The organism is Bacillus sp. TH30, assembly GCF_016650875.1.
In the GTDB taxonomy this organism is placed as follows: Bacteria; Bacillota; Bacilli; order Bacillales; family Bacillaceae_G; genus Bacillus_A; species Bacillus_A mycoides.
The window spans coordinates 433717-458726 of record NZ_JAEKEY010000002.1; the positions used below are offsets into that span (position 1 = coordinate 433717).

24 protein-coding genes and 3 pseudogenes are annotated in these 25010 nt (G+C 35.4%); 13 read left to right on the plus strand and 14 right to left on the minus strand.

Annotation, left to right across the window (positions count from 1 at the left end; all coding sequences use genetic code 11):
- Nucleotides 1–111: 111 nt before the first annotated feature.
- The 5 genes from JFU20_RS04435 to JFU20_RS04455 form a co-directional block, all read right to left on the minus strand.
- Nucleotides 112–450 carry a single-stranded DNA-binding protein gene (locus JFU20_RS04435; protein WP_002012564.1) on the minus strand — a complete coding sequence of 113 codons (339 nt, stop codon included), beginning with the start codon at nucleotides 448–450 and terminating at the stop codon, nucleotides 112–114.
- Nucleotides 451–610: 160 nt separating this feature from the next.
- Complete coding sequence (locus tag JFU20_RS04440) at nucleotides 611–865, minus strand: DUF4318 domain-containing protein (protein WP_002012563.1); 255 nt, start codon at nucleotides 863–865, stop codon at nucleotides 611–613.
- A 94-nt stretch (nucleotides 866–959) separates the two neighbouring features.
- Complete coding sequence (locus tag JFU20_RS04445) at nucleotides 960–1691, minus strand: Bax inhibitor-1/YccA family protein (protein ID WP_002165902.1); 732 nt, start codon at nucleotides 1689–1691, stop codon at nucleotides 960–962.
- A 75-nt stretch (nucleotides 1692–1766) separates the two neighbouring features.
- Nucleotides 1767–3662 carry an ABC-F family ATP-binding cassette domain-containing protein gene (locus tag JFU20_RS04450; protein ID WP_002127139.1) on the minus strand — a complete coding sequence of 632 codons (1896 nt, stop codon included), beginning with the start codon at nucleotides 3660–3662 and terminating at the stop codon, nucleotides 1767–1769.
- Entirely contained in the window at nucleotides 3659–4306 is a 648-nt protein-coding gene (locus JFU20_RS04455) for an HD domain-containing protein (RefSeq protein WP_201038371.1), read from the minus strand. Before JFU20_RS04455 ends, JFU20_RS04450 begins: the two co-directional genes overlap by 4 nt.
- Before the next feature lie 109 nt (nucleotides 4307–4415).
- On the opposite strand from JFU20_RS04455, the gene JFU20_RS04460 reads away from it, so the two are divergent.
- Entirely contained in the window at nucleotides 4416–5093 is a 678-nt protein-coding gene (locus JFU20_RS04460) for a hypothetical protein (protein WP_002012555.1), read from the plus strand.
- 381 nt (nucleotides 5094–5474) lie between these two features.
- On the opposite strand, the gene JFU20_RS04465 is transcribed toward JFU20_RS04460, so the two are convergent.
- Nucleotides 5475–6077: a DUF6944 family repetitive protein gene (locus JFU20_RS04465; RefSeq protein WP_002012554.1), complete on the minus strand. Its 603-nt coding sequence runs from the start codon at nucleotides 6075–6077 to the stop codon at nucleotides 5475–5477.
- Nucleotides 6078–6998: 921 nt separating this feature from the next.
- Between JFU20_RS04465 and JFU20_RS04470 the strand changes: the two genes are divergently transcribed.
- Nucleotides 6999–8216 (plus strand): BclA C-terminal domain-containing protein, encoded by a 1218-nt coding sequence (locus JFU20_RS04470; RefSeq protein ID WP_201038372.1) that lies wholly within the window; start codon nucleotides 6999–7001, stop codon nucleotides 8214–8216.
- 118 nt (nucleotides 8217–8334) lie between these two features.
- Here JFU20_RS04470 and JFU20_RS04475 read toward each other — a convergent pair whose 3' ends face one another.
- A complete protein-coding gene (locus JFU20_RS04475; protein WP_002012550.1) occupies nucleotides 8335–9216 on the minus strand; it encodes an IS3 family transposase in 882 nt (293 codons plus the stop codon).
- A gap of 8 nt (nucleotides 9217–9224) precedes the next feature.
- Nucleotides 9225–9525 (minus strand): annotated as a pseudogene (locus JFU20_RS04480) (transposase).
- Nucleotides 9526–9598: 73 nt separating this feature from the next.
- Here JFU20_RS04480 and JFU20_RS04490 point away from each other — a divergent pair.
- A pseudogene (locus tag JFU20_RS04490) lies at nucleotides 9599–10455 on the plus strand (tyrosine-type recombinase/integrase); the annotation flags it as partial.
- 360 nt (nucleotides 10456–10815) lie between these two features.
- Here JFU20_RS04490 and JFU20_RS04495 read toward each other — a convergent pair.
- Nucleotides 10816–11091 carry a stage V sporulation protein S gene (locus JFU20_RS04495; RefSeq protein ID WP_002035358.1) on the minus strand — a complete coding sequence of 92 codons (276 nt, stop codon included), beginning with the start codon at nucleotides 11089–11091 and terminating at the stop codon, nucleotides 10816–10818.
- A 191-nt stretch (nucleotides 11092–11282) separates the two neighbouring features.
- A complete protein-coding gene (locus tag JFU20_RS04500; RefSeq protein WP_002012544.1) occupies nucleotides 11283–11432 on the minus strand; it encodes a hypothetical protein in 150 nt (49 codons plus the stop codon).
- 190 nt (nucleotides 11433–11622) lie between these two features.
- On the opposite strand from JFU20_RS04500, the gene JFU20_RS04505 reads away from it, so the two are divergent.
- Entirely contained in the window at nucleotides 11623–12207 is a 585-nt protein-coding gene (locus tag JFU20_RS04505) for a hypothetical protein (protein WP_002165905.1), read from the plus strand.
- 194 nt (nucleotides 12208–12401) lie between these two features.
- Here JFU20_RS04505 and JFU20_RS04510 read toward each other — a convergent pair whose 3' ends face one another.
- The 3 genes from JFU20_RS04510 to exsG form a co-directional block, all read right to left on the minus strand.
- On the minus strand, nucleotides 12402–14012 hold the full coding sequence (locus JFU20_RS04510) for a lipase family alpha/beta hydrolase (RefSeq protein ID WP_002165906.1): 1611 nt from the start codon (nucleotides 14010–14012) through the stop codon (nucleotides 12402–12404).
- Between the two features lie 263 nt (nucleotides 14013–14275).
- Complete coding sequence (locus JFU20_RS04515) at nucleotides 14276–14485, minus strand: hypothetical protein (protein ID WP_002085943.1); 210 nt, start codon at nucleotides 14483–14485, stop codon at nucleotides 14276–14278.
- Nucleotides 14486–14734: 249 nt separating this feature from the next.
- A complete protein-coding gene (exsG, locus tag JFU20_RS04520) occupies nucleotides 14735–14887 on the minus strand; it encodes an exosporium protein ExsG (protein ID WP_002165907.1) in 153 nt (50 codons plus the stop codon).
- 212 nt (nucleotides 14888–15099) lie between these two features.
- Here exsG and JFU20_RS04525 point away from each other — a divergent pair, with 212 nt between their 5' ends.
- From JFU20_RS04525 to JFU20_RS04545, 5 genes and pseudogenes are all read left to right on the plus strand, one after another.
- Nucleotides 15100–16095 (plus strand): excalibur calcium-binding domain-containing protein, encoded by a 996-nt coding sequence (locus tag JFU20_RS04525; protein WP_033715747.1) that lies wholly within the window; start codon nucleotides 15100–15102, stop codon nucleotides 16093–16095.
- A gap of 202 nt (nucleotides 16096–16297) precedes the next feature.
- Nucleotides 16298–17005: an iron-sulfur cluster repair di-iron protein gene (ric, locus tag JFU20_RS04530; protein ID WP_002012495.1), complete on the plus strand. Its 708-nt coding sequence runs from the start codon at nucleotides 16298–16300 to the stop codon at nucleotides 17003–17005.
- A gap of 432 nt (nucleotides 17006–17437) precedes the next feature.
- Nucleotides 17438–18400 carry an AAA family ATPase gene (locus JFU20_RS04535; protein ID WP_002165909.1) on the plus strand — a complete coding sequence of 321 codons (963 nt, stop codon included), beginning with the start codon at nucleotides 17438–17440 and terminating at the stop codon, nucleotides 18398–18400.
- Nucleotides 18400–19614, plus strand: a complete 1215-nt coding sequence (locus tag JFU20_RS04540; protein WP_002012497.1) for a DUF58 domain-containing protein — start codon at nucleotides 18400–18402, stop codon at nucleotides 19612–19614. The genes JFU20_RS04535 and JFU20_RS04540 overlap by 1 nt, the downstream gene beginning before the upstream one ends.
- Nucleotides 19611–21838 (plus strand): annotated as a pseudogene (locus JFU20_RS04545) (transglutaminase TgpA family protein). The gene JFU20_RS04540 and the pseudogene JFU20_RS04545 overlap by 4 nt, the downstream one beginning before the upstream one ends.
- 79 nt (nucleotides 21839–21917) lie before the next feature.
- Here JFU20_RS04545 and bsaA read toward each other — a convergent pair.
- Nucleotides 21918–22403, minus strand: a complete 486-nt coding sequence (bsaA, locus tag JFU20_RS04550; RefSeq protein ID WP_201038373.1) for a glutathione peroxidase — start codon at nucleotides 22401–22403, stop codon at nucleotides 21918–21920.
- A 225-nt stretch (nucleotides 22404–22628) separates the two neighbouring features.
- Between bsaA and JFU20_RS04555 the strand changes: the two genes are divergently transcribed.
- From JFU20_RS04555 to JFU20_RS04575, 4 genes are all read left to right on the plus strand, one after another.
- Nucleotides 22629–22838 (plus strand): DUF3925 family protein, encoded by a 210-nt coding sequence (locus JFU20_RS04555; protein ID WP_002127081.1) that lies wholly within the window; start codon nucleotides 22629–22631, stop codon nucleotides 22836–22838.
- Nucleotides 22839–22934: 96 nt separating this feature from the next.
- The gene (locus JFU20_RS04560) at nucleotides 22935–23906 is read left to right on the plus strand and encodes an MBL fold metallo-hydrolase (RefSeq protein WP_201038374.1); all 972 of its coding nucleotides are present in this window, start codon (nucleotides 22935–22937) and stop codon (nucleotides 23904–23906) included.
- A gap of 86 nt (nucleotides 23907–23992) precedes the next feature.
- Entirely contained in the window at nucleotides 23993–24427 is a 435-nt protein-coding gene (locus JFU20_RS04565; protein ID WP_002012503.1) for a hypothetical protein, read from the plus strand.
- 311 nt (nucleotides 24428–24738) lie between these two features.
- Nucleotides 24739–24981 carry a hypothetical protein gene (locus tag JFU20_RS04575; RefSeq protein ID WP_002165912.1) on the plus strand — a complete coding sequence of 81 codons (243 nt, stop codon included), beginning with the start codon at nucleotides 24739–24741 and terminating at the stop codon, nucleotides 24979–24981.
- Nucleotides 24982–25010 lie beyond the last annotated feature (29 nt).

The window sequence follows — 25010 nt, forward strand, 5'->3', positions numbered from 1 at the left end:
ATGTTACCCCTTTATACTCCTACTCGGATGCTTAATTTTATTGATTTCTTCCCATCATCATACTTTCTCTTTCCACCTAATTAATCCGAAACTATCATTAAAATTCTAATATTATTGCGATGCACTCTCCCGCCTTCTCTCTAAAAATGTAATATTCTCAATCAGAACTTCAGTTCTATATACTCTCTTTCCTTGTTCATCATCGTAATTACTCGTATGAATACGTCCTGTAATCCCAACAAGTGAGCCTTTCGTACAATATTCTGTTACATTTTCAGCCGACCTTCTCCATACAACACAATTAATAAAATCTACTTGTTGCTCACCTAAACTATTTCGAAAACCTCTATTCACCGCAACACATATTCGTGCATAAGCGACACCTTGTTTTGTGTAGTATAATTCTGGCTCCTTTGTCAATCTACCGATTAATACAACTCGATTCATCATAAGTTATACCACCTCACATATTTTTCTTCATTGTAAAGAAAAATGTTGGAAGGGTAAAAAGTACAAAACGGCATGTTTGTAAATAAAAAGTATTACTTTATATCTTACAAATCAAAAAAGAAACCCTACATAGTATAAACATGTAAGGTTTCCAAAAATATTATACTTCACTGCAAGATATGTAATATCCTCCGCGGGCCATCTTTATTTCAGCGCGGTACATTACATTTTCTAAGTAGAAAGTAATCGGTTTAACTTTACTCTCAATTTTTAATTGTTCATTACATTTAGCCGCATAGCTTTCAATAGCTGAACGAATAACTTCTGCTGATGGATATGTTAAAGCGTCATCTAGTTCTATGAAAAAACTTTTAGAAAATAGTTTTTTCATAATCCCTTTTTTCTCTTTCATCATATTCCATCCCCCTTCAATTTAAGTCGCCAACATCCATATTTTCAATTTATCTTTAAAAATAAAAAAACCTGCACATTTCATGCAGGATTTTTTATTAGTCATTTTTCGTAAAGTAAGAAACGAAACGAAGAATTTCTAAGTATAACCATACTAGCGTCATCATTAGACCCATTGCACTGTACCACTCCATATATTTTGGAGCTTGGCTACGTGCACCATTTTCGATTAAATCGAAATCTAGTAATAAATTTAATGCAGCAACTACAATAATAACTGCACTAATGATCATACCAATTGTTCCACCTTGGTGAATATATGGAACAGAAACACCGAACATGTTTAATAAGAATACGATTAAATACATAACCATAATTCCCATTGTTGCTGCTATTACACCCGTACGGAATTTATCAGTTACTTTTACTACGCGCGTTGCATATAAAACTAACATCGCAAATAGAATTGAGATTGTTAGTAATACAGCGTTTAAAACAATAGTATCGCCAAATTTCATTGTATAAACCGCTGAAATACTTCCTAACACTACCCCTTCTACTGCCGCATAAATCGGTGCACCAATTGGTGATATGCGCGGGAAGAAGATAGATGCAAATGCAACGATTGCCGCAATAACTAAAGCACCAATTAATACTGGCATTTTCATCGTACCTTGCGTCATCTGTATGTATGAATAGACAGACGTTGCAAGCAGCAAGATAAGCATGATAAACGTTTTGCCTACTGTTCCGCCAATAGTCATCGCAGAAGTATTTGCTCCCTCTTTACGGAATGCCTCTTTTTTCAACATTGGATTAGATGTTCTCATTTTTTCCCTCCTAAAATAGGTTCTACCAATAGTGTAAAGTTTTTCTCTTTACTTTTCAATATATGCAGCTTGTTTTTATTTTAATCCTTCAACGATGTCGGATAGTTCACTCCATCGTTCCATCGTTTTTTCTAGCTCTTCTTCTATCTTCTGCCCTGCTTCAGATAATTCTTGGGCCTTTGTGAAGTCAGATCCAACATTCGTAAGTTCTTCTCCAATTGATTCAAGTTTCTCTTCTAGTTGTGCAATTGTATCTTCAATTGTTTCCCATTCACGCTGCTCATTGTAAGAAAGTTTACGTTTACGTTGTTGTTTCGGAGCCTCTTCTACTACTTTTTTCTCCTTTTGAACTTCTGCTTTCTCAATGAGTTCTCTCGTTTTTTCCATTTCTAAATACTCTGTATAACTACCTAGGAATTCACGCACTTCGCCTTCGCCAGTAAAGATGAACAATTCATCTACTACTTTATCTAAGAAGTAACGGTCATGCGATACAGTTAAAACGACACCTGGGAAATCTTCTAAATAATCTTCTAGCACTGTTAATGTTTGTGTGTCTAAATCATTCGTAGGCTCATCAAGTAATAGTACGTTTGGTTCTCCCATTAAAATACGCAATAAATATAACCGTCTTCTTTCGCCACCAGATAGTTTACCAAGCGTTGTTCCATGTGAATGCGGTAGGAATAAGAAACGTTCTAGCATTTGAGATGCGCCAATTACTTTTCCGTCTGTCGTATGAATAACTTCCGCAATTTCTTTAATGTATTCAATCATACGCTGGTTTAAATTCATCTCTTCATTTTCTTGCGTATAATAAGCAACTTTTACAGTTTGTCCTACTTCAATTTCACCACTATCAGGAGAGAATTTTCCTGCAAGCATATTTAATAGTGATGATTTTCCGCTTCCATTTGCTCCGATGATTCCGATACGATCACCAGGCTTCACAATATGATTAAAGTTATGTAATACTGTTTTATCACCAAATTTTTTCGTTACATCTTTTAATTCAAGTACTTTCTTTCCTAAACGACTTCCACTTAGTGCAATATCAACTGATTGCTTCGCTGCTGGTCCTTCTTGTCCCTTCAGCTCATCAAAACGCTGAATACGCGCCTTTTGTTTCGTAGAACGGGCTTTTGCACCACGGCGAATCCAAGCAAGTTCACGACGATATAAATTTTGGCGTTTTGATTCTTGTGCCGATTCTTGCTCTTCACGAAGTGCTTTCGCTTCTAAAAATGTACTGTAGTTTCCTTCGTAGCTATACAGTTTACCGTTATCTAATTCAAAAATACGGTTTGTCACACGATCTAAGAAATAACGATCATGGGTTACAAGTAATACCGCACCTGTATATCTTGCTAAATATTCTTCTAACCATTCAACTGTCTCATGGTCAAGGTGGTTCGTAGGCTCATCCAAAATTAATAAATCAGGTGTTTCAATAAAACATTGCGCCATTGCAATACGCTTTTTTTGTCCACCAGATAGGTTTCCAACAGTTGCTGTAAAATCAGTAATTCCTAATTTCGTTAATAACGATTTTGCATTCGCATTTGCTTCCCATGCACTCATCGCATCCATACGTTGCTGCACTGCAAATAATTGTTCCTGTACTTTTTCATTACTTGGATCTTTTTCGATATTTAATAACGATTGTTCATAATCACGCAGAAGACGAATTAAAGGTGTATCACCATGGAACACTTGCTCTAATACTGTTAGTTTTTCATCAAACTCTGGTTGCTGTGATAAATAACTAATTGTATATCCGCGTGAATGCGTCATATCACCTGTATCAGGAGTTTCTAATCCTGCAATAATTTTTAATAACGTTGATTTACCAGTACCGTTTACACCGATAATTCCGACACGTTGTCCTTCTGTAATACTACATGATAATCCATCAAATAACGGTTTTTCTCCGTATGATTTCGATAAGTTCTCCACAGTTAACATTTTCATATTTGTGCATTCCACTCTTTCATAAATTGTTCAATAAACTGTTCCATATAACGATGACGAACTTCAGCCTCTTGTTTTGCTGCGTTCGTGTTCATTAAATCTTTTAGTTTTAAAAGCTTTTCATAAAAATGATTTAAAGATGGATCATTATTTTTTCTATATTCATCTTTCGTCATCACTTCTCGAGGAGGGATAGTTGGATCATACATTAATCTCCCTTTCGCTCCTCCGTATGCAAACGTTCGAGCTATTCCAATTGCACCAAGAGCATCTAAACGATCCGCATCTTGAACAATTCTACCTTCAAGTGACTCAACTGTGCCACCATGACCGCCCTTATAAGACATATTGGCGATGATATGAAGAACATGCTTACTTTCATCTTCTTCAACACGTAACTCTTCTAACCAATCAGAAATTTTTTTCATTCCTGCTTCTTCACTCTCATTTAACTTCTCATCTGCTACATCGTGAAGTAATGCTGCCATTTCAATTATAAAACGATTTCCCCCTTCTTGCTCGGATAAAGAAATCGCCAATTTATGTACGCGTTCAATATGATACCAATCATGCCCACTCGCATCTTTTTCTAAAATATGCTTTACGAAAGTTATTGTTTTTTGTATTTTTTCTTGTTTTATCATTTTATCTTCACCCAGTTACTTATTGTAACACGCCCGCATTTTTTCATCACATATTTTCTTGTCCGCCCATACACTAGGTGGTAGGCATCATTATGAAGGAGGAATAAAAATGTTCTATAATAACCAACCACCTTACCCACAACAACCTCTTTATCCTCAACATCAGGAACAAAGATATGCTGAACAATATGAGGAGCAAGAGACACAACATCAAGAGCCACAATACGAACAAAATCCATACGCAACACCGCAAAATCAAGAAACTGAATATCCTCAAAACCCTTATGACACACGTCCAAATTATGAATATCCTCAAAATCCATACGTAGCACAACCTAGCCAAGAACCTCAATTTCAAGGTAATCCATACGAGACGCAACCACAATATCAACAAAATCCATACCAACAACAAATGTATCAACCAAACTATGACGCACGTGTCTCACCACCTAAACCACCAACAATTGATCCGACGCAACCACAAATTTTACCACCTGGGCCGATTTTAGATATTACACAACCACAAATTTTACCACCTGGACCTATTACAGAACCAACGCAACAACAAATCCAACAAGTTGTCGGTACACAGTTTTTACCTTTAAAGAAACCTGTACTTGATTTCGTAAAACCTTGGGTAGATTACGGCTTGAATGAAGCGAAACATACATCACACAAACATGCTTTAACAGAAGTTGCTGCGATTATGTTCTTAGTTGGTAAAGGATTCAACCCAACGATTGCTCATTATATTGTTGAATCTTGGGAGAAGAATGAGCAGTTTTAAGGTGGTTCATTTTATATTATATAAAACTAGAAAAGCGTCACAAATGCCTGTTATACAAGCATTTGTGACACTTTTTATTTGTTATATTATATTCTATTGCAAAAGGGGATTTCATATTTTTTCACGTGTTTTTATATTATTTGTGAGCAATGTTTTCCCCTACTACTCACAATACAACTATAACATGCTAATTCCAAAACAATCGGCACATATACTGCCAAAAAGCGGACACCAAACTACAGAGCAATATCACTAATACTCTTTATAGTTTGATGTCCGCTGGTTCTTCCAGTAGGACTAAATATTTAATTGGTATTATTATATCATTTTCTCATATTTTAGTAACTTTGTTATTAGAAAAGGATTATTTTATTAAGTCCTCTATGAAATACTTTCTTCTATCTCTTGGCTTTCTTCTCTTATTTGACCGATTAATGAAACTACTGAACCGACCGCTTGGACCCAACTCCCCGTAATCACTATAAGCTGCCCATCCTCCTCATCGTCTTCCGAAATTCCCTCCACTTTATCCCGACTAGCTTTCAATTCATCTATTCCACCTATTGCCTGTAATGAATTACCAGTCGCTTGTAACACATTCCCGATAATGATATACGATTCATCCATATTGGAACTATCCTCTATTTCCCCACCTATTGATGTAACACCACCTAATGCTTGTATCCAATTTCCTGCAATCACTAATTTTTTTTTTGTTTCATCTTCAAATTCTATAATGAGTCCTGTTAGAACCGTTACATTACCAATTGATTGGATTTCGTTCCCAATCAATTCAAGGGATATTTCTCCTTGTCCATCAGCTTCCAGACCATTCCCCGTTGCCTGTAATACATTCCCCCATACGCTCAAATCTTTTCTTAATTCACTGTTCAATCTTTTTAAAGGTGTACTCCCAATCGCAGCAATAATTGTCCCTAATGCAACAAACCATGCGCCAACTATCTCCTTAATCGGATCATCCATTCTCAATCTACCCCGTCATTAATTTACTACTTGCAAGATATGTATTGGAGCATCTTCATGTCAATGGCCTACTTCTCTCCCTCCTGAATAAAACTCAATATTTCGTCGGTACTATACATACATCTAGAGTTACATCCCTGTTTGGAGCAGTTAGTTTTTGCTAGCTGCTCTTTTATTTTGTTCTTATTTCTTGAAGAATTCTTTAACTGCGTTTCCCCAATAAGTACATATTCTTTATTTCTCCTCGAGTACAATAAATAACTCAGCATATAATATCTATACATCTAGATTATCACCTCTGTATCGAGCAGTTAGACTGAGCTAACTGCTCTGTTATTTGTGACAAAATGAAATTTTTATTTAGTTTTCTTTCATACATAATATTTTGATATTTGTTTATACTATAGTTGTAACTTTTTGTTACAACATATATCTGTATCCAGTGAAACTTCTAAAATTGTACAACAGACAGTTAGCTGATTGAGCTAGCTGCTTTGTTGTGCCAAATAATTTTTTATTTCTCAACAACCATTATTGGAATTAAAATCCTAATAATGGTAATATGAAAGTAACTTTCAGTCAAAATTATTAACATGTCAAGTGTTGTCCCCTTTTAAAAGGTCCTGTGTCAACCAGGGTCTTTTAAACTTGTTCCCTACTAAAATAGCTTTTTTGTTCAAATACTTCACGCCCATGAAAAAATTACATTTGGTATCACGTACTCTTTTACACTAAGAGCTTTGATCCGAAGAGCACTTATATATAGTGCTCTTTTTGGTATGGAATGTGAAATAAAGGCTTGCTCTTAAAACCTTTTATGTAATTATTGTAGGTTTTTTCCTTACACCCGTGTGTCTGTTTACTCATAAGTTGTTAAAGTATAAATATAAATTGTTAGTTAATTTATAAGGGGGTGTAAAAATGAGTAAATTTAAAAAGAATTGTCACATACCCTTTCCATGTTCCTTTCCTTTGCCTCAAATAGGGCCTACTGGGCCTACCGGCATAACCGGAGCAACTGGACCTTCTGGTGGACCTCCGGGGCCTACTGGACCTACCGGCATAACTGGAGTAACCGGACCTTCTGGTGGACCTCCGGGGCCTACTGGGCCTACCGGCATAACCGGAGCAACTGGACCTTCTGGTGGACCTCCGGGGCCTACTGGACCTACCGGCATAACTGGAGTAACCGGACCTTCTGGTGGACCTCCAGGGCCTACTGGACCTACCGGCATAACTGGAGTAACCGGACCTTCTGGTGGACCTCCGGGGCCTACTGGGCCTACCGGCATAACCGGAGCAACTGGACCTTCTGGTGGACCTCCGGGGCCTACTGGACCTCCAGGGCCTACTGGACCTACCGGATTGCCAGGAACTGGTGGACCTCCAGGGCCTACTGGACCTACCGGATTGCCAGGAACTGGTGGACCTCCGGGGCCTACTGGGCCTACCGGCATAACTGGAGTAACCGGACCTTCTAGTGGACCTCCAGGGCCTACTGGACCTACCGGATTGCCAGGAACTGGTGGACCTCCGGGGCCTACTGGGCCTACCGGCATAACCGGAGCAACCGGACCTTCTGGTGGACCTCCAGGACCTACTGGACCTACCGGCATAACTGGAGCAACTGGACCTTCTGGTGGACCTCCGGGGCCTACCGGACCTACCGGATTATCAGGAATTGTTGGAGCTACTGGGCCTACTGGACCTACCGGACTTACAGTATCTGGGTTATCTCATTATGCTTATGTTTTCAATACAGCAGCTCAAGTTGTTGCCTTAGAAGCACCTATTCTTTTTAATTCACATGGTAGAATGACATCTGGTTTTACTCATACGCTGGGAACTTCTCAATTAATGGTTCTTAATTCAGGAGATTATAAAATTTCTTTTTCTGTATCAGGAGTTGAGCCTAATCAATTCACACTTTTTTTAAATGGCGCTCCGGTTACCAGCGCAGTTTATGGATCAGGTGCAGGGACTCAACCAAACAACGGCCAAACAATTCTCGCTTTAGCTGCAGGTGATATTATTACCCTTAATAATCATACTTCCGCTGCTGCAGTTACTTTGCAGACTTTGGCAGGTGGAACACAAACGAATATAAATGCTTCGATTGTAATTGAAAAATTAAATTAATTTAATCATTTATTTCTTGAAACTCTAGCAGTTAATAACCTAGAGTGGATTTTTTTTTTAACAAGCAGTTAGCTTTTGCAGTGACCCCTGTCAAGTAGACAGTATTTAAAAAGCGCAACTAAGCAACCTGAGTTCTATATTTATATGGACTCAGGTTATTTAATTTCTTTTGAAATCTTTGATGATTATAAAAGTGCATATATTTACGCACGGCAAGTTTGACCTCATTCGCTTTACGGAAGGAGTATAAATGAAAACACTCTGCCTTAAAGTGACTGAAGAAGTTTTCCATACAAGCATTATCCCAACAGTTGCCTCTTCGAGACATACTTGCCTTCATCTGATATTTTTTAAGTAATTGATTATATTGACGAGATGTATACTGGGATCCTTGATCACTATGTAAGAGGATTCCCTTCACATTTCGTTTTTCCTTTGCCTTTTTAAGTGTATCTAACACAAGTTTTAAGTCGTTTCTACGACTGGTTTCATAGGCAACAATTTCATTATTGTATAAATCCTTAATAGCGGATAAGTACAAGCGCTGTCCATTGAAAATCAAATAGGTAATATCGGTTACCCATTTCTCATTCGGTTTTGAAGCTTGAAACTCCCTATTTAGATGGTTCTCTGAAATCACATAAGCTTCTCTTTTTCCGTAATAGGGTCGTTTTTTCCTAATCGCGGCTTTGATACCTAGTTCGCTCATCAATCTTTGGATGCGCCTATGATTCAAATGAAGGTTATATGTGGCTTTCAGCCACACTTGTATTCTTCTATATCCATAAATTCCTCTTAATTTTTTATGACACTCCAATATCTTTTTCTTAATTTCGATATCCTCTGATTGTTTTTTTGAAGGCGTCGTATGCCGTGTTATCCATTTGTAGTACCCACTTCTGGTTACACCAGCAATATCGCATAGAATGATCACTGTATAACCTCTTTTTGTCATTTCATGGATGACTTCGAATTTTTTCGTTTTGGATACGACTTTCATTCCTCCTTTTACATCCCTAAGAGCTTTTTTAACATTTTATTTTCCGCTTCTAATCGTCTGATCTTAGCTTCAGGATCTTCGGGTCTAACCCTTGGTCTACCTACCTAAGCCTGGTCCTTTCGCTTTACCGCGTTTTTCTTCTAGTCCTTTGATTCCTTCAGCTTCAAAGTGTTTCACCCAACGACTTACAACTGAGTGATGAATACCTAATTCTTTCGCAATGGTTTTATAGCTCATGCCTTCTTTTAAGTATAAATCTATAGCTTTTTTCTTAAATTCTACATCGTAAGTGACTCTAATTTTTCCCATAAAAAAATCCCCTCCATAGTAAACAGGTTAATGTGCTTTCTTTTTCCTGTCTACTATAAGGGGATCATATCACGTTGTTAGGCTCTATATCCTTCCCCCATTTAGTTATAAAAAGATTAAACGTATTAAACCCGTAATGATTCAAAGCTACTATGCTGAACTTAAGGAAAAAGGACTATCAAATGGTACAATCAGCAATATCCACCGCTGCCTAAGATGTATTTTCAAACACGCTGTAGAATGTGAAAGCATACATGATAATATAATGAATAAGGTTAAAAAACCACGTGAAGAGCAAGGCGAGATGAAAACATGGTCTAGTGAAGAATGTAATCGATTCCTCCAGTATCTAAAAGAAAAAAATATTAAGTACCATATGTTCTTCTTACTCGCAATCTATACAGGTATGAGACGTGGAGAATTACTTGCACTAACGTGGAAAGATATTGACTTTGATAATAAACGTATCCTGATTAATAAATCACTTGTAAAAACAGAAAAAGGACTATTTAAAACTGCTACAAAAACTAAGTCTTCAAATAGAAGCATTAGTATCTCTTCTTTTGTTATAGAGAAGTTACAATCCTACTACTCCTATAAAAAGAAAGAATTTTTCCGCTGGGGTATACACTTGAATGCAGAGGCATTTATTTTCACCGGCAATATGATACATTCGCCCTTACATATAGATGCTCCTCATTGCTTCTTAAATGATCACTATAAAAAAGCTGGTGTTCCTCGGATTTCGTATACACGACTTACGACATACTCATGCTTCAGGCTGGGGAACACCCTAAAATCGTACAAAATCGCTTAGGGCATTCATCTATTCAAATGACTTTAGACAAGTATAGTCACATCACACAGAATATGCAGCAACAAGCAGCAGAAAACTTCGAGAGCATAATAAAATCTAATGAAAACACCTGATAAAAAATGAACAGATTTAATGTGAGCAAAATGTAAGCATCGAGGTAAATCACAACTTACAAACCTTGATATAATAAGGTTTCTCATACTATATCGTTGAATCTTGGGAGAAGAATGAGCAGTTTTAGAATTGTTGATTTTAAAAAACATAAAAACCTCAAAAATGCCAAATCCCTTATGTCACAAAGGATTTGGCATTTTTAAGTTTCTAGAAAAACCCGCTAAATATAAAGAGGAATTAAAAGTCATAAATCCGGCACAATACTGTATCCACGCCCAAGGAACTGTCAAATGAAATAACGTGTCTAACTTTTTGGAGTCTATTGACCTTTTCAAATCCCCTTATATTAATGCTCGCTATTAAGATCTTCTCCTTCTAGGACCTACAATTAATTTGATTGCTGTTCTTTCTTGATTATCGATAGTAACCTCTTGAAACGCTGGAACAAGAACCAAGTCAATGCCACTTGGAGCTACAAAACCTCTTGCAATCGCAATTGCTTTAATCGCTTGATTTAAAGAACCAGCTCCAATCACTTGGATTTCTACTTTGCCACTTGCTCTTAGTACGCCCGCTATTGCACCTGCCACTGAATTCGGACTTGATTTTGAGGATACCTTTAATATATTTTCCATGTAAGTTGCTCCCTCTATTATTTAATCTCTCTTTTCTTACTGTTTGAAATATAACTAACGTATCTTTAACTACTATTCGAAATAAATACAAACAATTCTGTATAATTACATTCATTCGATATTTTTTGCCTTCTTCCTGCACAACTACATAAATAAAAAGCGACGACTAAGTTAAAAACTTAATCATCGCTTTATCCATTTCTCTGTTTCACTAAAATGCTGTCCTTTAAATACTTCTCTTCTTTACTTTGGCGATATACTATCTTAAAGTTTAAATACTTCAACATTTTAAAACCTTGGATAGAGTTATCTGCTAAATATTCATCCTTTTTCTTCTCCAAAATTCATTACATAGAATATTCTAACTCCATTTTTTTGAAAACTATATCTCCTCATTAGAGCACTTTATATTATGCTAGCTTTTTATCCCAAATCTATTACCTTATATATGGACAAGTATACACGCCAATTGCTTTTCGATTGCATAAACTACTATGTGTTATACATTTATTAATAATAGGAGGTAATATATTGGGTTCATACTATCATTCTTCAAGTTCATATAAAAGATCTTCATGCCACTCTTCTTCTAGTTCATATAAAAAATGTTCGTGCCATCAATCTTCCAGTTCGTATAAAAAATGTTCATGCGACCATTCACATAAATCATCTAAGCCTGCTTACGGCACTTTTTGGCAAACTGAGTTTATAACTGTTCCTTTTGGCGGTTCTTTTCCGTTTAATCACGTTGGCCCTTTCGCAGGAGGAGTTTCCTTATTAAATCCGACTACTATACAATTTAGTAAAGCTGGTGATTATAGAATTTCTTTCATTTCAAGTATTAACACTACGTTAAATCCTGTATTTCCCCATATTCCAGTCATAACTATATTTTTAAATAATAATCCACTTGCTAATAGTCAAGGTGATTTCGCTTTTCAAATGAATACTTCATCAAATAACGAATGCCTTCAACTAGTTGGCGAAACTATTGTTACGGTGCCTGCTAATTCAACTCTTCAACTTAGAAATAATAGTGGTTTCAATCATCAAAGTATTGTAACTTGTGATAATGGTATAAATTCAGTTGAATTAACAGTTACAAAACTAAGTTAATACTATTCCCTCACATTCAGATGCTAATTCAGCATCTTTTTTATTGCATAACGTTTTTTTGATTCCTATCGTCCTCTTATAGAACATAAACTCCTATTTCACTTTTCTATTCATCTAATAAACATGAAAAAGTGCCGAAATCCTTCTTCCACAAGAATTCGGCACTTTTTTTATTAAAACCGATTCATTCTTTCCTACTTCTCCACATAAACCGATTTAACTATCGTACGATTATAAGGTTGTCCTTCCTTATTCATTCCTTTCATATCAATTGTAACGTTATATACACCTGGCTGTTCTATATTTTTCAAAGCACCTGTAAATGTAGTTGTATTAATGTTTTTCGATTCATTTGATTCAGAAACTAATTTTCCATCTTTATTAATTACTCGTACTGTTACTGAAAGATCGCCTTTCATTTCTGGAGCTACAGGTGATTTTTTGAGTTTATACTCTGCTTTATTTACTTTAACCTTTGCCGGCATTTGAAGGACGAACGGAGCATCTTTTTTGTAATCGGTCACGATTAAATATGCATCTTTCGGCTGCTTCGCCATCATTTTAACTTGCCATTCTCCTGCTTCCATTTTATCAAATTTAAATGTTCTTATAGTGGCTCCTTTAAAGAGAGATTCACCTTCACCAGTAGATACAGCACTATCTTTATTTGTATAAACTTTTCCTTTTGGAGATATTAGTTGTATTTCTACATCTGAAGAAGCTGTTAAAATAGAAACTACCCCTTCTGCTTTTTTATCAACTGCGACAGTTTGTCCTACCCACTCATTTTGTGACAACTCTCCTCCTAAAATAGCTTGATTAGAAGTTGTGTTTAATTGTTCTACCTTATCCTCTGAACTATTGCTCTGGGCTAATAAAGCTGGTACTGGTACATTTACTGTCCGTAAATATGGTTCAATTCGTGCGAAAACGGCTGAACCTTTTCGTATATTATCATGATCAAATCGTGAATCTGTAAATAAATGTGTTCCATATGGTAACTTAGCACTCCATTCGTTCACCAATCCATCATTAGAACCGTATGATGACAAATACAACCCGCCCATAGATAGTGCTGAAAAAACAGGTCCCCAGCTTGTCCCAGTAGCCGTATAGTAACGGTTTAATTTAGCTGCAGGATTATTATCTATTGTAGAACGAAACTTTGCCATTTCACCTATTTGCAATGAATATGTCCCATCATCTTTTTGACCTAATATAGAGGCAAGCCATCCTGCCCACCAACTATATGATAAATCCGCTAAATTGGATCCGTAATGCGGAGTGGCAAGCGTAATAACATTTCCAACAAATCGATTCGCTCCATATCCAACTAACGCAGCTTGTGTATCAATACCACCTTTACTGTGAGCTACAATATTTACTTTTTTGCCAAAATGATTATAAATCTCTTCAAGCTTTTGTGCTAACAATTTTCCATTGTCCCATTGGCTAGCGGATCCTTTCCCCGCGGCATCATATAATTGAATAAATACAGTTTGATAGCCTGCTTTCAAAGCATAATCGTACATATCATTCATCTCATGATATACTGTCTTTCCATACCAACTATCCGCATTACCATTTCTTCCTTGTACAAAGAGAATTGGTGTTTTATTCTCATCATAATTAGCAGGTTTCTGACCTAAAAACCATTCTCCAGGAGTAAATACTTCTTGATTTGGAAAGCCAGTCTTAAGCTCTGTTACAACCTCCGCGTGTACATTTGCACTAAAAACCAGCGGACTCATAAAACAAAGTACAATAAATAATGCGATACTCCTTTTCATAATTCCCATTAACATCCCCCTTTTTCTCCTGAAAGAAAACGCTGCCATTCCGTTGAACACCAATTGTTTTAAATTCCATTTAATCAATTACTTTTACGTTACAATATAATAAGAAATTAATAGCCGCATTCCTTTCTTATCAAACGTTATTCTCTCAACATTTCTTCATTCCTTTTTACAATAAGCGTTTTGAATATTTCTCAATAAAGCTTTCTCTTTACAAAAAAAACTGCGTATAAAAGGTCTCTTTAATAACCTTTTATACGCAGCTTCTTTGTTTAAAACTCGATGATGTACTCATCATCATATTTATCGTATTGCAAACCCGCTCCTATTTTGAATTCTGTAACTTGATCTCTTAGAAATGGTGCATCTTCTATTTTACTAGTTGCTATTTCAATCCCATATTTTTTTGTTAAATGCGCTAATTCTATTAAAAACCATTCTCTTCGTAATACGACTGGAATATCATACGTTCGTCTTTTCATATATACTAGCACCTCTTCTATTTTCATTATTGAAAAGAATATCACTTCTACTTTCGATACACTTTTTAAAACTATCGTTCATCATCAAAGGCCAATGAAACATTATAGTATATGCATGTCCGTTTTAAACGTGCTATGGCAAAAATAATATTAAAAAACTTAAAAAGTCTTATTTAGTTTACATAAAAAAATTATGTAATAGTAAAAGGGGAAGGCTTGTCCCTCATCCTTTTACTATCAAAAGCTAAATTAAGAACATCTTGGTACACCTAAAGCTAAGAATAAACCTGCTACTCCTGCTGTAATTGGCACTTTCAACGTAATAACATCGTCTACTTTTGTTACTAAAAAGTAAGCACTCCCTTCTTGTAACACGCAATTCACTAATAATTGAAATTCCATTCAAATCTCCTCCTTTCAAATGAGATACTATAATCTATGAAAATCTTTTCAAAATGTAATAGGAATTAAATCTATTTTTCCTTATATATAAAATAAATGTTTGTTTATCTATTAAAAATAATATAAATCTTTTTATTTTATTAAAAACCCTGTAATTTCCAATGAATTCTTATATAATCAATAAAGAAAATCTTACAAATGGAGGTATGAAAATGGCTATTTTGAGTAATATTGGTGTAGCTTTATTTTTGATTGCTATCATTCTTTTAATCTTATGTATCATTTCATTCTTTAAGAAAAATGGAAAAGCAAAACAATATGGTCGTCCAACTGTTATTCTTTTTATGATTTCAATTATCTTAATGGTGACCGGCACAACAAAATCTGAACACCCAGTCGTCGAATTTTTTTCTACTTTAAGTTTCATTCTATTTATATTTTTCCTTGTTCTTGCAATATTATCTGTTATTAAGAAAACAGGTGTAGCAAAAAAACAATTTATAATTACAGCTGTTTTATTTGTCATTTTTGTTGCGCTATCAGGTATTTCAAGTCCTTCTTCTGAAAAAACGAAAGCAACTAATAAACAAGTCGCTTCTAATAGTGAAGAGAAAAAAGATGACGAAAAGAAAAAGGAATTAGAAAAGAAAGAAGCGGACGAAAAAACTCGTAAGCAAGAAGATGAGAAACGTCAAGCTGAGGAACTAGCTCGTAAGCAAGAGGATGAGAAACGTCAAGCTGAGGAACTAGCTCGTAAGCAAGAAGATGAGAAACGTCAAGCTGAAGAACTAGCTCGTAAACAACAAGAAGAGCAACAGCGTCAAGCTGAAGAACAGGCCCGTAAACAACAAGAAGAGCAACAGCCTCAAGCTGAAGAACAGGCCCGTAAACAACAAGAAGAGCAACAACGTCAAGCTGCTGAGCAAGCTCGCAAACAACAAGAAGAGCAACAACGTCAAGCTGCTGAACAAGCTCGCAAACAACAAGAAGAACAACAACGTCAAGCTGCCGAGCAAGCTCGCGTCCAACAGGAACAACAAAAAGCACAGCAAACTCAAACACAACCGGCTGCTGGAAACAATAGTAATACATATTTCAAAAATTGTACTGAAGTTAAAAATGCTGGGAAAGCCCCATTATATAGAGACCAACCAGGATATAGCTCTAAACTTGATCGTGATGGCGATGGAGTTGCGTGTGAAAGATAGTAATAAAAAAGAAGCTTCTACTAAGCTTCTTTTTTATTATCGTAAAGTATTGCGACGAATTACGCTTCCTCTTACTTAAATAAAACTCCTTTTATTATTCTCAAAAATGACACATAATAAGTGATTTAAATCACCACATTGATTTTAATTTATCGCTATTCTTGATTTAGATATTACATTTAAACTTTATGGAGGTCTTCATATGGAACATACATTTACTGAAACTTCAATTATCGGTGAGATTGTAACACAATTTCCGAAAGCTAGTGATCTTTTTAAATCATATAGAATAGATTTTTGTTGTGGTGGAAATAGACCACTTATTGATGCAATTAATGAAAGAAATTTATCAGCATCAGAGGTAATCACAGAGTTAAATACGCTTTATCATAAAACGAAACTATTAAACGAATCTGAAATTGATTGGAAAAATGCTTCTTATCAAGAATTGATTGATTATGTTATAAATAAGCATCATCGCTATTTAAATGAAGCATTGCCACAGTTAAGCCCATATGTGACGAAAGTATTACGCGTTCATGGGGCTAGTCAGCCTCATTTAGCTCAAATTCATAAGCTATTTCATGAACTTAAAATTGAATTAGAACAGCATTTAATTAAAGAAGAAACCGAAGATTTCCCATTAATTTTAGCATTTGAACAAAATCCGACTGATGAAAATTTTGCAAAATTACGTATAGTAGTAGGCGAATTAGAAAGTGAGCATGACCACGCTGGCAATATTATTAAAGAACTTCGTAAGGTGACAAATGACTTTACTCCGCCAGAAGGAGCTTGCGGCACTTATCGCCTTGTTTACCAGCGCCTTGAAGCTCTTGAATCTGACTTGTTTGAACATATTCATTTAGAAAATAACATTTTATTTCCACGTGCAATTACGAAAGCATAAAGTGAAACTATAATTAGCCCGCACCAATCGGGCGTTTACGGGCAGCAGGGCTTCCACCTAACTTCTTTGCTCCAGCCGAATTTTAAGGCGGGAGTTTTACGATCTGGAAAATAGTGGGATAAATAAATCGCAGGACATAAGTATGCATGCTTATATCCTGCGTTCTATTTGTGTGAAAAATATTTACACTTCTCCTCCCTCTCTACCCATATAACCAAATTTCCCATTCGCTTCTCTTTTCACATAAAACTAGAAATCATTATTTACTGTATTGCCCTTGGTTACGGAAACAATTATACTAGATGTAATCGAAATAAATAATCTGAATATTCTTAGAATTCAAGATAAGAGTTTTACTACTCGCAAATAGAGGGATAAATTCTATTTTTCACTAAATGAATTAGAAACGATAATAAAATTAGGAGGATTACGATGCCCCAGCTTGATTCATTACATCCCATAGTAGAAAAAATAATCACCAATATTGAAAAATTAATGGTCGGAAAACGAAAAGAAACGATCTTAGCTTTGACAGCTCTCTTAGCTGAAGGTCATGTACTATTAGAAGATGTTCCCGGTGTCGGGAAAACAATGCTAGTACGTGCTCTTTCTAAATCCATTGATGCCGATTACAAGCGTATTCAATTCACACCTGATTTACTGCCGTCAGATGTAACAGGTGTTTCTATTTATAATCCAAAAGAACTCCAATTTGAGTTCAAGCCTGGACCGATTATGGGGAATTTTGTACTTGCTGATGAAATTAATCGTACATCTCCAAAGACACAATCTGCCTTACTTGAAAGTATGGAAGAAGGCACTATCACAATAGATGGCATTACAAGATCGTTACCAAAACCTTTCTTTGTAATGGCTACACAAAATCCGGTCGAATATGAGGGAACATATCCTTTACCAGAAGCTCAGCTTGATCGTTTCTTGTTGAAGCTAAGAATGGGATATCCTACACCAGAAGAAGAATTTGAAATTTTAAACCGGATGGAAAAAACAAATCCACTCTCTCATTTACAAGCTATTACTACAATAAAAGAATTACTTTATTTACAACAAAGCGTACGGGAAGTAAGCATGGACAAAGCAATCAAGCATTACATTGTAAGGCTTGTTACTCAGACTCGTTCTTATAGTTCTATACAGCTAGGTGCAAGTCCACGCGGCTCAATCGCTTTAATGAAAGCTTCACAAGCTTATGCATTCATCCATGGCAGAAATTATGTTATTCCAGACGATGTTAAATTTTTAGCTCCTTACGTTTTAGCTCACAGACTCATTCTAAAAATGGAAGCAAGATTTGAAGGAATAACAGGAGAACAAGTTATCGCCAAAATCGTTGCACGAACTACCGTGCCGACTCAAAGGACGAAAAACCTTTGATGAAACGACTACTACGAGCACTATATCACGTTACGAAGTTATTGCTAATACCTCTATGCCTAGTCTTAACATTTGTATACGCTATGCTTCAAGGAGGATTTGTAAGTTGGTTTTTGTTTTACAGTACGATTCCTATTGGCCTTTATTCACTACTACTTCCCTTCTACGCTTTACGAGACGCTGAAGTAAAACGAATAACAAACCAAAATGAATATGCAGCAGGAGAACAATTTTTAAGCACCATTACAATAAAAAGAAGATTTCCTTTTCCCTTACTTTATTTAATTATAGAAGATGAACTGCCATCACAATTTACAAATTGTAGACAAACGAAGGTGAATAAGGTAATACTCTTTCCAGGATTCAAACGGAATATTTCGTTTCAATATGTTATTGACACAATCCCTAGAGGAGAGCACACTTTTTCAAGTGTACGTGTCAAAACTGGTGATCTATTCGGTATGATGGAGAAAGAAGTAACTTTTTCAGTTCCAGATACATTTTTAATCTATCCCCAGTACGTAGATATAACATATCGACAATTGGAAAATCATTTCGAACAAGGAGCGCTTTCAGCAAATATAAATTTAGCAAAAGACTCTACAATCTCTGTCGGTGTCAGAGACTATAAACCTGGTGACCGCTTTTCATGGATTGACTGGAAAGCAACTGCCCGAACAAACAATATTATGACGAAAGAGTTTGAACAACAGCGCAGCCATAATATCATGATATTCATGGACAGAACTGAGTCCCCTCTATTCGAATCAGTCGTAACGTTTACTGCCTCTATTGTGAGGGCTGTCTTGAAGCAAAATTCACCAGCGTCATTCGTGTCTGTCGGAAAAGAACAAACTATTTTCCCTTTAAACAATGGAGATACTCAGTTGCAACAAATCTTTTGTCATTTAGCGAAAGTGCAAGCAGACAGTATATTCCCGCTCTCCCGGAGTGTAGAAATGGAATTAAGAAAAATTTATGAGCCCGTAACAATTATACTCGTGACAAGCGATCTTTCTCCCGATATTCAAAAGGCGGCTAATTTTGCTGCTATAAAAAACAGAAAATTAATGGTGTTTGTCGTGAAAGAAAAAGCAAATCAACTCTCCCATCGAGAACTAAGTATTCTAGAAACTCTACAAAAACGAAAAATATTTGTAAATGTGGTTTATGGGAACCGGTATACAAACGCTTTTTTTGAGGTGAGCAAATGATAACATTACAAACAAAATACAAATGGGATATGAGCAGATTCTTCATGCATGCATGCGCATTTTTACTTTTACTAGAATGGCTAAGACCCCTTATAGGTATTACAAACGTAGGTAGATTAGATATTTTTGTAATATTTATAGGAATTTGCTTCACTCTCTCTTTTTTCAAACAAGGTGGCAGATTCCAATAAAGATCGTCACGATCTTATTCATCATTCATTTCCTGTATTATAAAAATGCTTTTATAAATCCATCTTGGCTAACAAAATTTTTTGCTGATATTTCTCGAAATTCCTCTCTGTTTTTCCAGGGGGATTTGCTAGATATTTCTCCAGTTTTTCCAACATTATTATTTTTTCTATCATTTTGGTTTTTGAGTTCTTTCAGCTCTTTTTGGGTTATTCATAAAAAACGTGGGTTGTTATTTCTTGCATTGACTATTATTTATATCACAACTTTTCATAACTTACATTTATACAATGCAAACTACGCTATTATTCGTACTGTTGTCATCGGCTTTTTTATGCTTAGTCTTCTTCAAATAGAACGAATAAAAGAGATTGAACACTTACAAAATTATGCTAGAGTAATCTCAAAATTACTTAGACCTCTTACAATATTTATTGTATTGTCAGCAACCATCGCATACTTCGCTCCAAAATTTGGCCCTCAATGGCCAAACCCAATGAATTTTTTAAAATTCAACACATCTGAAGCAAGTAAAGAACAAGAAGTTTCTAAAATTGGGTATGGTTTATATGACTCGCAATTAGGTGGCCCTTTTAAGGCCGATAATACAATTGTTTTTACAGCACAAACGCAAAACAAACAATATTGGAGAGTAGAAACAAAAGATTTTTATACAGGAAAAGGCTGGGAGGTTTCTGAAAATTCGAAAAAGGTTTCTTTTAAAAATAAAAACGACGTCGTGAGTTGGTACGAACAAAATACAAAAACGGCTACAACCGAAGCAACAATCACCATGCAAAAAAGTTATCCTCACCTTACCTATCCAGCAGGATTAGTATCTGTTGATGCTTCTTCTGATGTATCATACAGCGTTGACCCATTTTCAGAAAAAATCTATACGATGCACGGAGACTCTTCTACTACTTTAAATTCGTATAAAGTAACATATGAGATTCCGGAGTTTTCCATAGAAAATTTGAAATCTGTAAAAACGAATGAAGGTCATGAAACAAGTCCTTATTTCATGACAAAGTACACACAACTTCCCGAATCATTACCGCAGCGAGTAAGAGACTTAGCTGTTAATCTTACAAATGATAAAGGCAACCGATATGACAAAGTATTAGCTATTGAAAATTACTTCACAGACAATTCTTTTGTATACGAAACAATGAATGTCTTATACCCTGCCAAAAACCAAGACTATGTAGATCAATTCCTTTTCGATACAAAAAGCGGCTACTGTAATAATTTTTCGACGTCTATGATCGTGTTACTTCGTTCTGCTGGGATTCCCGCTCGCTGGGTAAAAGGCTATACAGAAGGAACTCTTGAGAATACACTTGCTAGTACAGAAGGTGAGAATGTTTATAAAATCGCGAACAATAACGCACACTCTTGGGTCGAAGTATATTTCCCAGGATACGGATGGATTCCATTCGAACCAACAAAAGGATTTACCAATCCCTATAATTTTACAAATAATACTCCTGCTTCTACTTCACAAAATAACGAAATAAATAATTCTAATAACGAGCCAATACACCAACGGAACAATGAAGCAAAGCTCAAAAGTTTAATAGAAAATACAGAAGAAGCCTCTACTAAAAAGATCACAAATTCCAAAAATGATTTTTCTTGGTGGTACGTATTCCTCTCTACGATACCGATTAGTATCATCGGATACATTCTCTTCACCACTAGAATGAAATGGATTACATTTTTTATTATTCTTTTCTATAAATACCGAAAAGATGATGCTGTTTATCAAAAAGCTTACGGTGCACTTTTAAAACAATTTGCGAGAATCGGCATACCACGGGGTGAAAGTCAAACATTCCGAGAATACGCTCTCCACATCGATACACTTTACAATTCGGCCGATATGCAACAACTTACTTTCAGTTATGAGAACGCTATGTATCAAAAGGAACAGGCCGCAGCCGAATGGAAGACATCCGTACACTTATGGGAAGTGCTTATGAAAAAAGCAGCTTCTCTGCCTAAATCAAACGACTACGATAGAGTGATTTAATCTTGATAATGTGAGTTTAAAGAAAACACCTCAAAGAGCTACTTTGTTCTTTGAGGTGTTTTTTAGCAAAGTGAAAATCCTAATTATTCCCAAGTGCCTTCTCAATCCCAACCTCTAAATCCACCGGCTTCGTCTGCGGCGCAAAACGTCCTACTACTTTCCCGTCTTTTCCGATTAGAAACTTAGTAAAGTTCCATTTCACTGCTTTCATACCGAGTAAACCTGGTGCTTGTTCTGTCATATATGTATACAGAGGATGAGCTTTATCACCTTTCACATCAATCTTTGCAAACATCGGGAAGTTCACACCGTAGTTCAATTCACAAAAACTAGTAATATCCGTTTCTGTACCAGGTTCTTGTCCTCCGAATTGGTTACAAGGGAAACCGAGTATTTCTAGTCCTTGGTCTTTATATTTATCATATACTTCCTGTAACCCTTTATATTGTGGTGTAAATCCACATTTACTAGCTACATTTACAATAAGAAGTGCTTTTCCTTCGTAATCTTTTAACGATTTTTCTTCTCCTGTTATTGTTTTAGCTGAAAAATCATAAACTGTCATTGTTCATACCCCTCTCTTCACTATCATTCTATGTTTATACTATACTACATTCGTGAATATACAGCTCTTATTACGTACTCACATACCGGAATGATAGCGCTTTATTTTCGTTCGAAAATTCGACACAATATACTAGACTTTTACGATGGAAAGTTTTACAATTAATTTGTGAACAAAATGTGACAGTTTATATTTCCATTATAATAGAAAAGGATGGTGTTCATTATGAAAACTGCACAACATGAAACGATTTCAAATCGCGAGTTTTATTTCGTACTATATATGATGTTATTGTATGTGATTGGCTGGGTAATCGATGTAAATGGTTTATTTTTAAGCTCCTACTTTAATTTAGCAGGAGAAATTATGCTTCCGATCGTTGGCGGCATTGTTGGACTGTTCGTTATGTCTATCAATAAAGAACAAACGAAATAACTACATTACAAAATGGCAGAAGACGAGCTTTCGTTTTCTGTCTTTTTCTATTTTTAGCGTATAATAGATACATACCGTATATAAGGAGTGGTAAGTATGAAAAAAGTAGAACAACTATCTTCTCATCTATATCTTATTGATGATTATGACTTACAACATGATGAACGCACAGGTACATACGTTTTATTAGGTGACGATATTACTTTAATTGAAACTTGTGCGGCCCCTTCTCTTCCCTATATTTTAGACGGCTTACAGCAATTACATATTAATTTAAATGATGTAAAAAACATTATCGTTACACATGTTCATTTAGATCACGCAGGCGCAGCAGGGTTAATGATGGAAAAGTGCCCAAATGCTACTCTATTTGTGCATCCGCGCGGGGCTCGTCATATGATTGATCCAACAAAACTAATTCTTGGCGCAAAAGCTGTGTACAAAGAAGATTTTGATAAACTTTTTGATCCAATTCTTCCAATTGAAGAAGAACGTGTTCATATTGTACAAAATGGTGATACATTAAAAATTGAAGAAGACCGTACACTCACATTTTATGATACACCGGGACATGCGAAGCACCATATTAGCATTCACGATTCATTAACAAACGGCATTTTTACTGGCGATACAATAGGAATTTATTATAGAGAACTCGCAGACCTTGATGTAGAACTATATCTACCATCAACGTCTCCTTCACAATTCCAGCCAGATGCGATGATTGCTTCTAAAAATCATATTCAAAGTATGAATGTAGATACTATTTATTTCGGTCATTACGGCGCATCATCCAATGTTACAGAAGTATATAACCAACTTGAACATTGGTTACCTGTTTTCGTTCATACTGGTAAAGAGGTCTTTGAAAAGTATAATGATTTCGATGAGGCTACTAAAGCATTACAAACTTTATTAATGGATAAAATCTCTTCTCATCTTACAAAGTTAAATGTTCCATCCAATCATTCTGTTTATAACATTTTACATCTTGATTTAGAAATTAGCGCGATGGGAATTATTGATTATTTCACGAATCAAGAGAAATCCAAATCCACTATCAACTAACAGTAAAAGAAGAGATATATAACAGTAGTTATTGTATATCTCTTCTTTTTTTGAATATATTTTTTAATAAAGGATGGTGGAATGGAATGCAAAAATTGATACTTTACCTCTGCTTTACATTATTTATCATCTTATTATTATTTGTAGGAGTAAAAATTCAATTTTATTTAGAAACAGACGCGCAAGTGAACTTTAACTTTTATCCAAGGTTATTCTACTTTACACTCTTCCCTCTTTTGTTCGGCATTTTATTACGATTCCTACAATCCATTAATCGCGAAACGAGCAAACAAAACTGGAGCTTTCAGCCGGATAAATTTATCGCTATTACGTTGCCAACACTATTCATTTCCTTTTCTCCAGCCCTACTCTTTTCACCAGTTGGCAAATACCTACCTTATTTAACTAATATTATTCTTGTGAATACAACTTTCGTTACCATTATTAGTTTAATAGCTGGTTACTCACTTTTAGATTGTTTGATACAAAAAGACAAGGAGAATAGTAAGGAATATAACTAAGTGATTTCTCATTTTCACTTTATTAAGCAAGTCAAGGGAATTCTGCCCCTGACTTGTATGCAAAAGAACCTAATGTTCAATTTTTAAGTGCCGTTGGTTATGGTGGGTTATTTATAAGTGCAATACTCCTTATAAGAGTTGCTATACATGCGGTAAGGAAATTTAAGTAATAACAAAACGAGTATGAAATCGCATAGATTTTATACTCGTTTTTTATTGTTCATATATTTAATTGATAATAGGGAATTTATGTTAAACTAAAGTAAGTCGTGCACTAAATCAAAATACATTTCAAACAAGGGAGACTTATTATGAAATTAGGGACTTTCTCGTTTCTAACGTTTATCACAAGTATATGTTCTTTCTTTGTTTTAAGAGGGCCTAATGCAAATTTAACATTAATTATTGTGCTTCTAAGTATTCTTTCATTACTCGGTATTATTTTTGCGATCGCATCAAAGAATTGGCTATTTAAAATAATTGGTACGACATTAAATGGAGTCATACTAATATTTGTATATTTCTTATTGCTAGCAAAAGGAATAGGTGGCTAATATATTTACGTTTCAATAAGAAAAGCTCA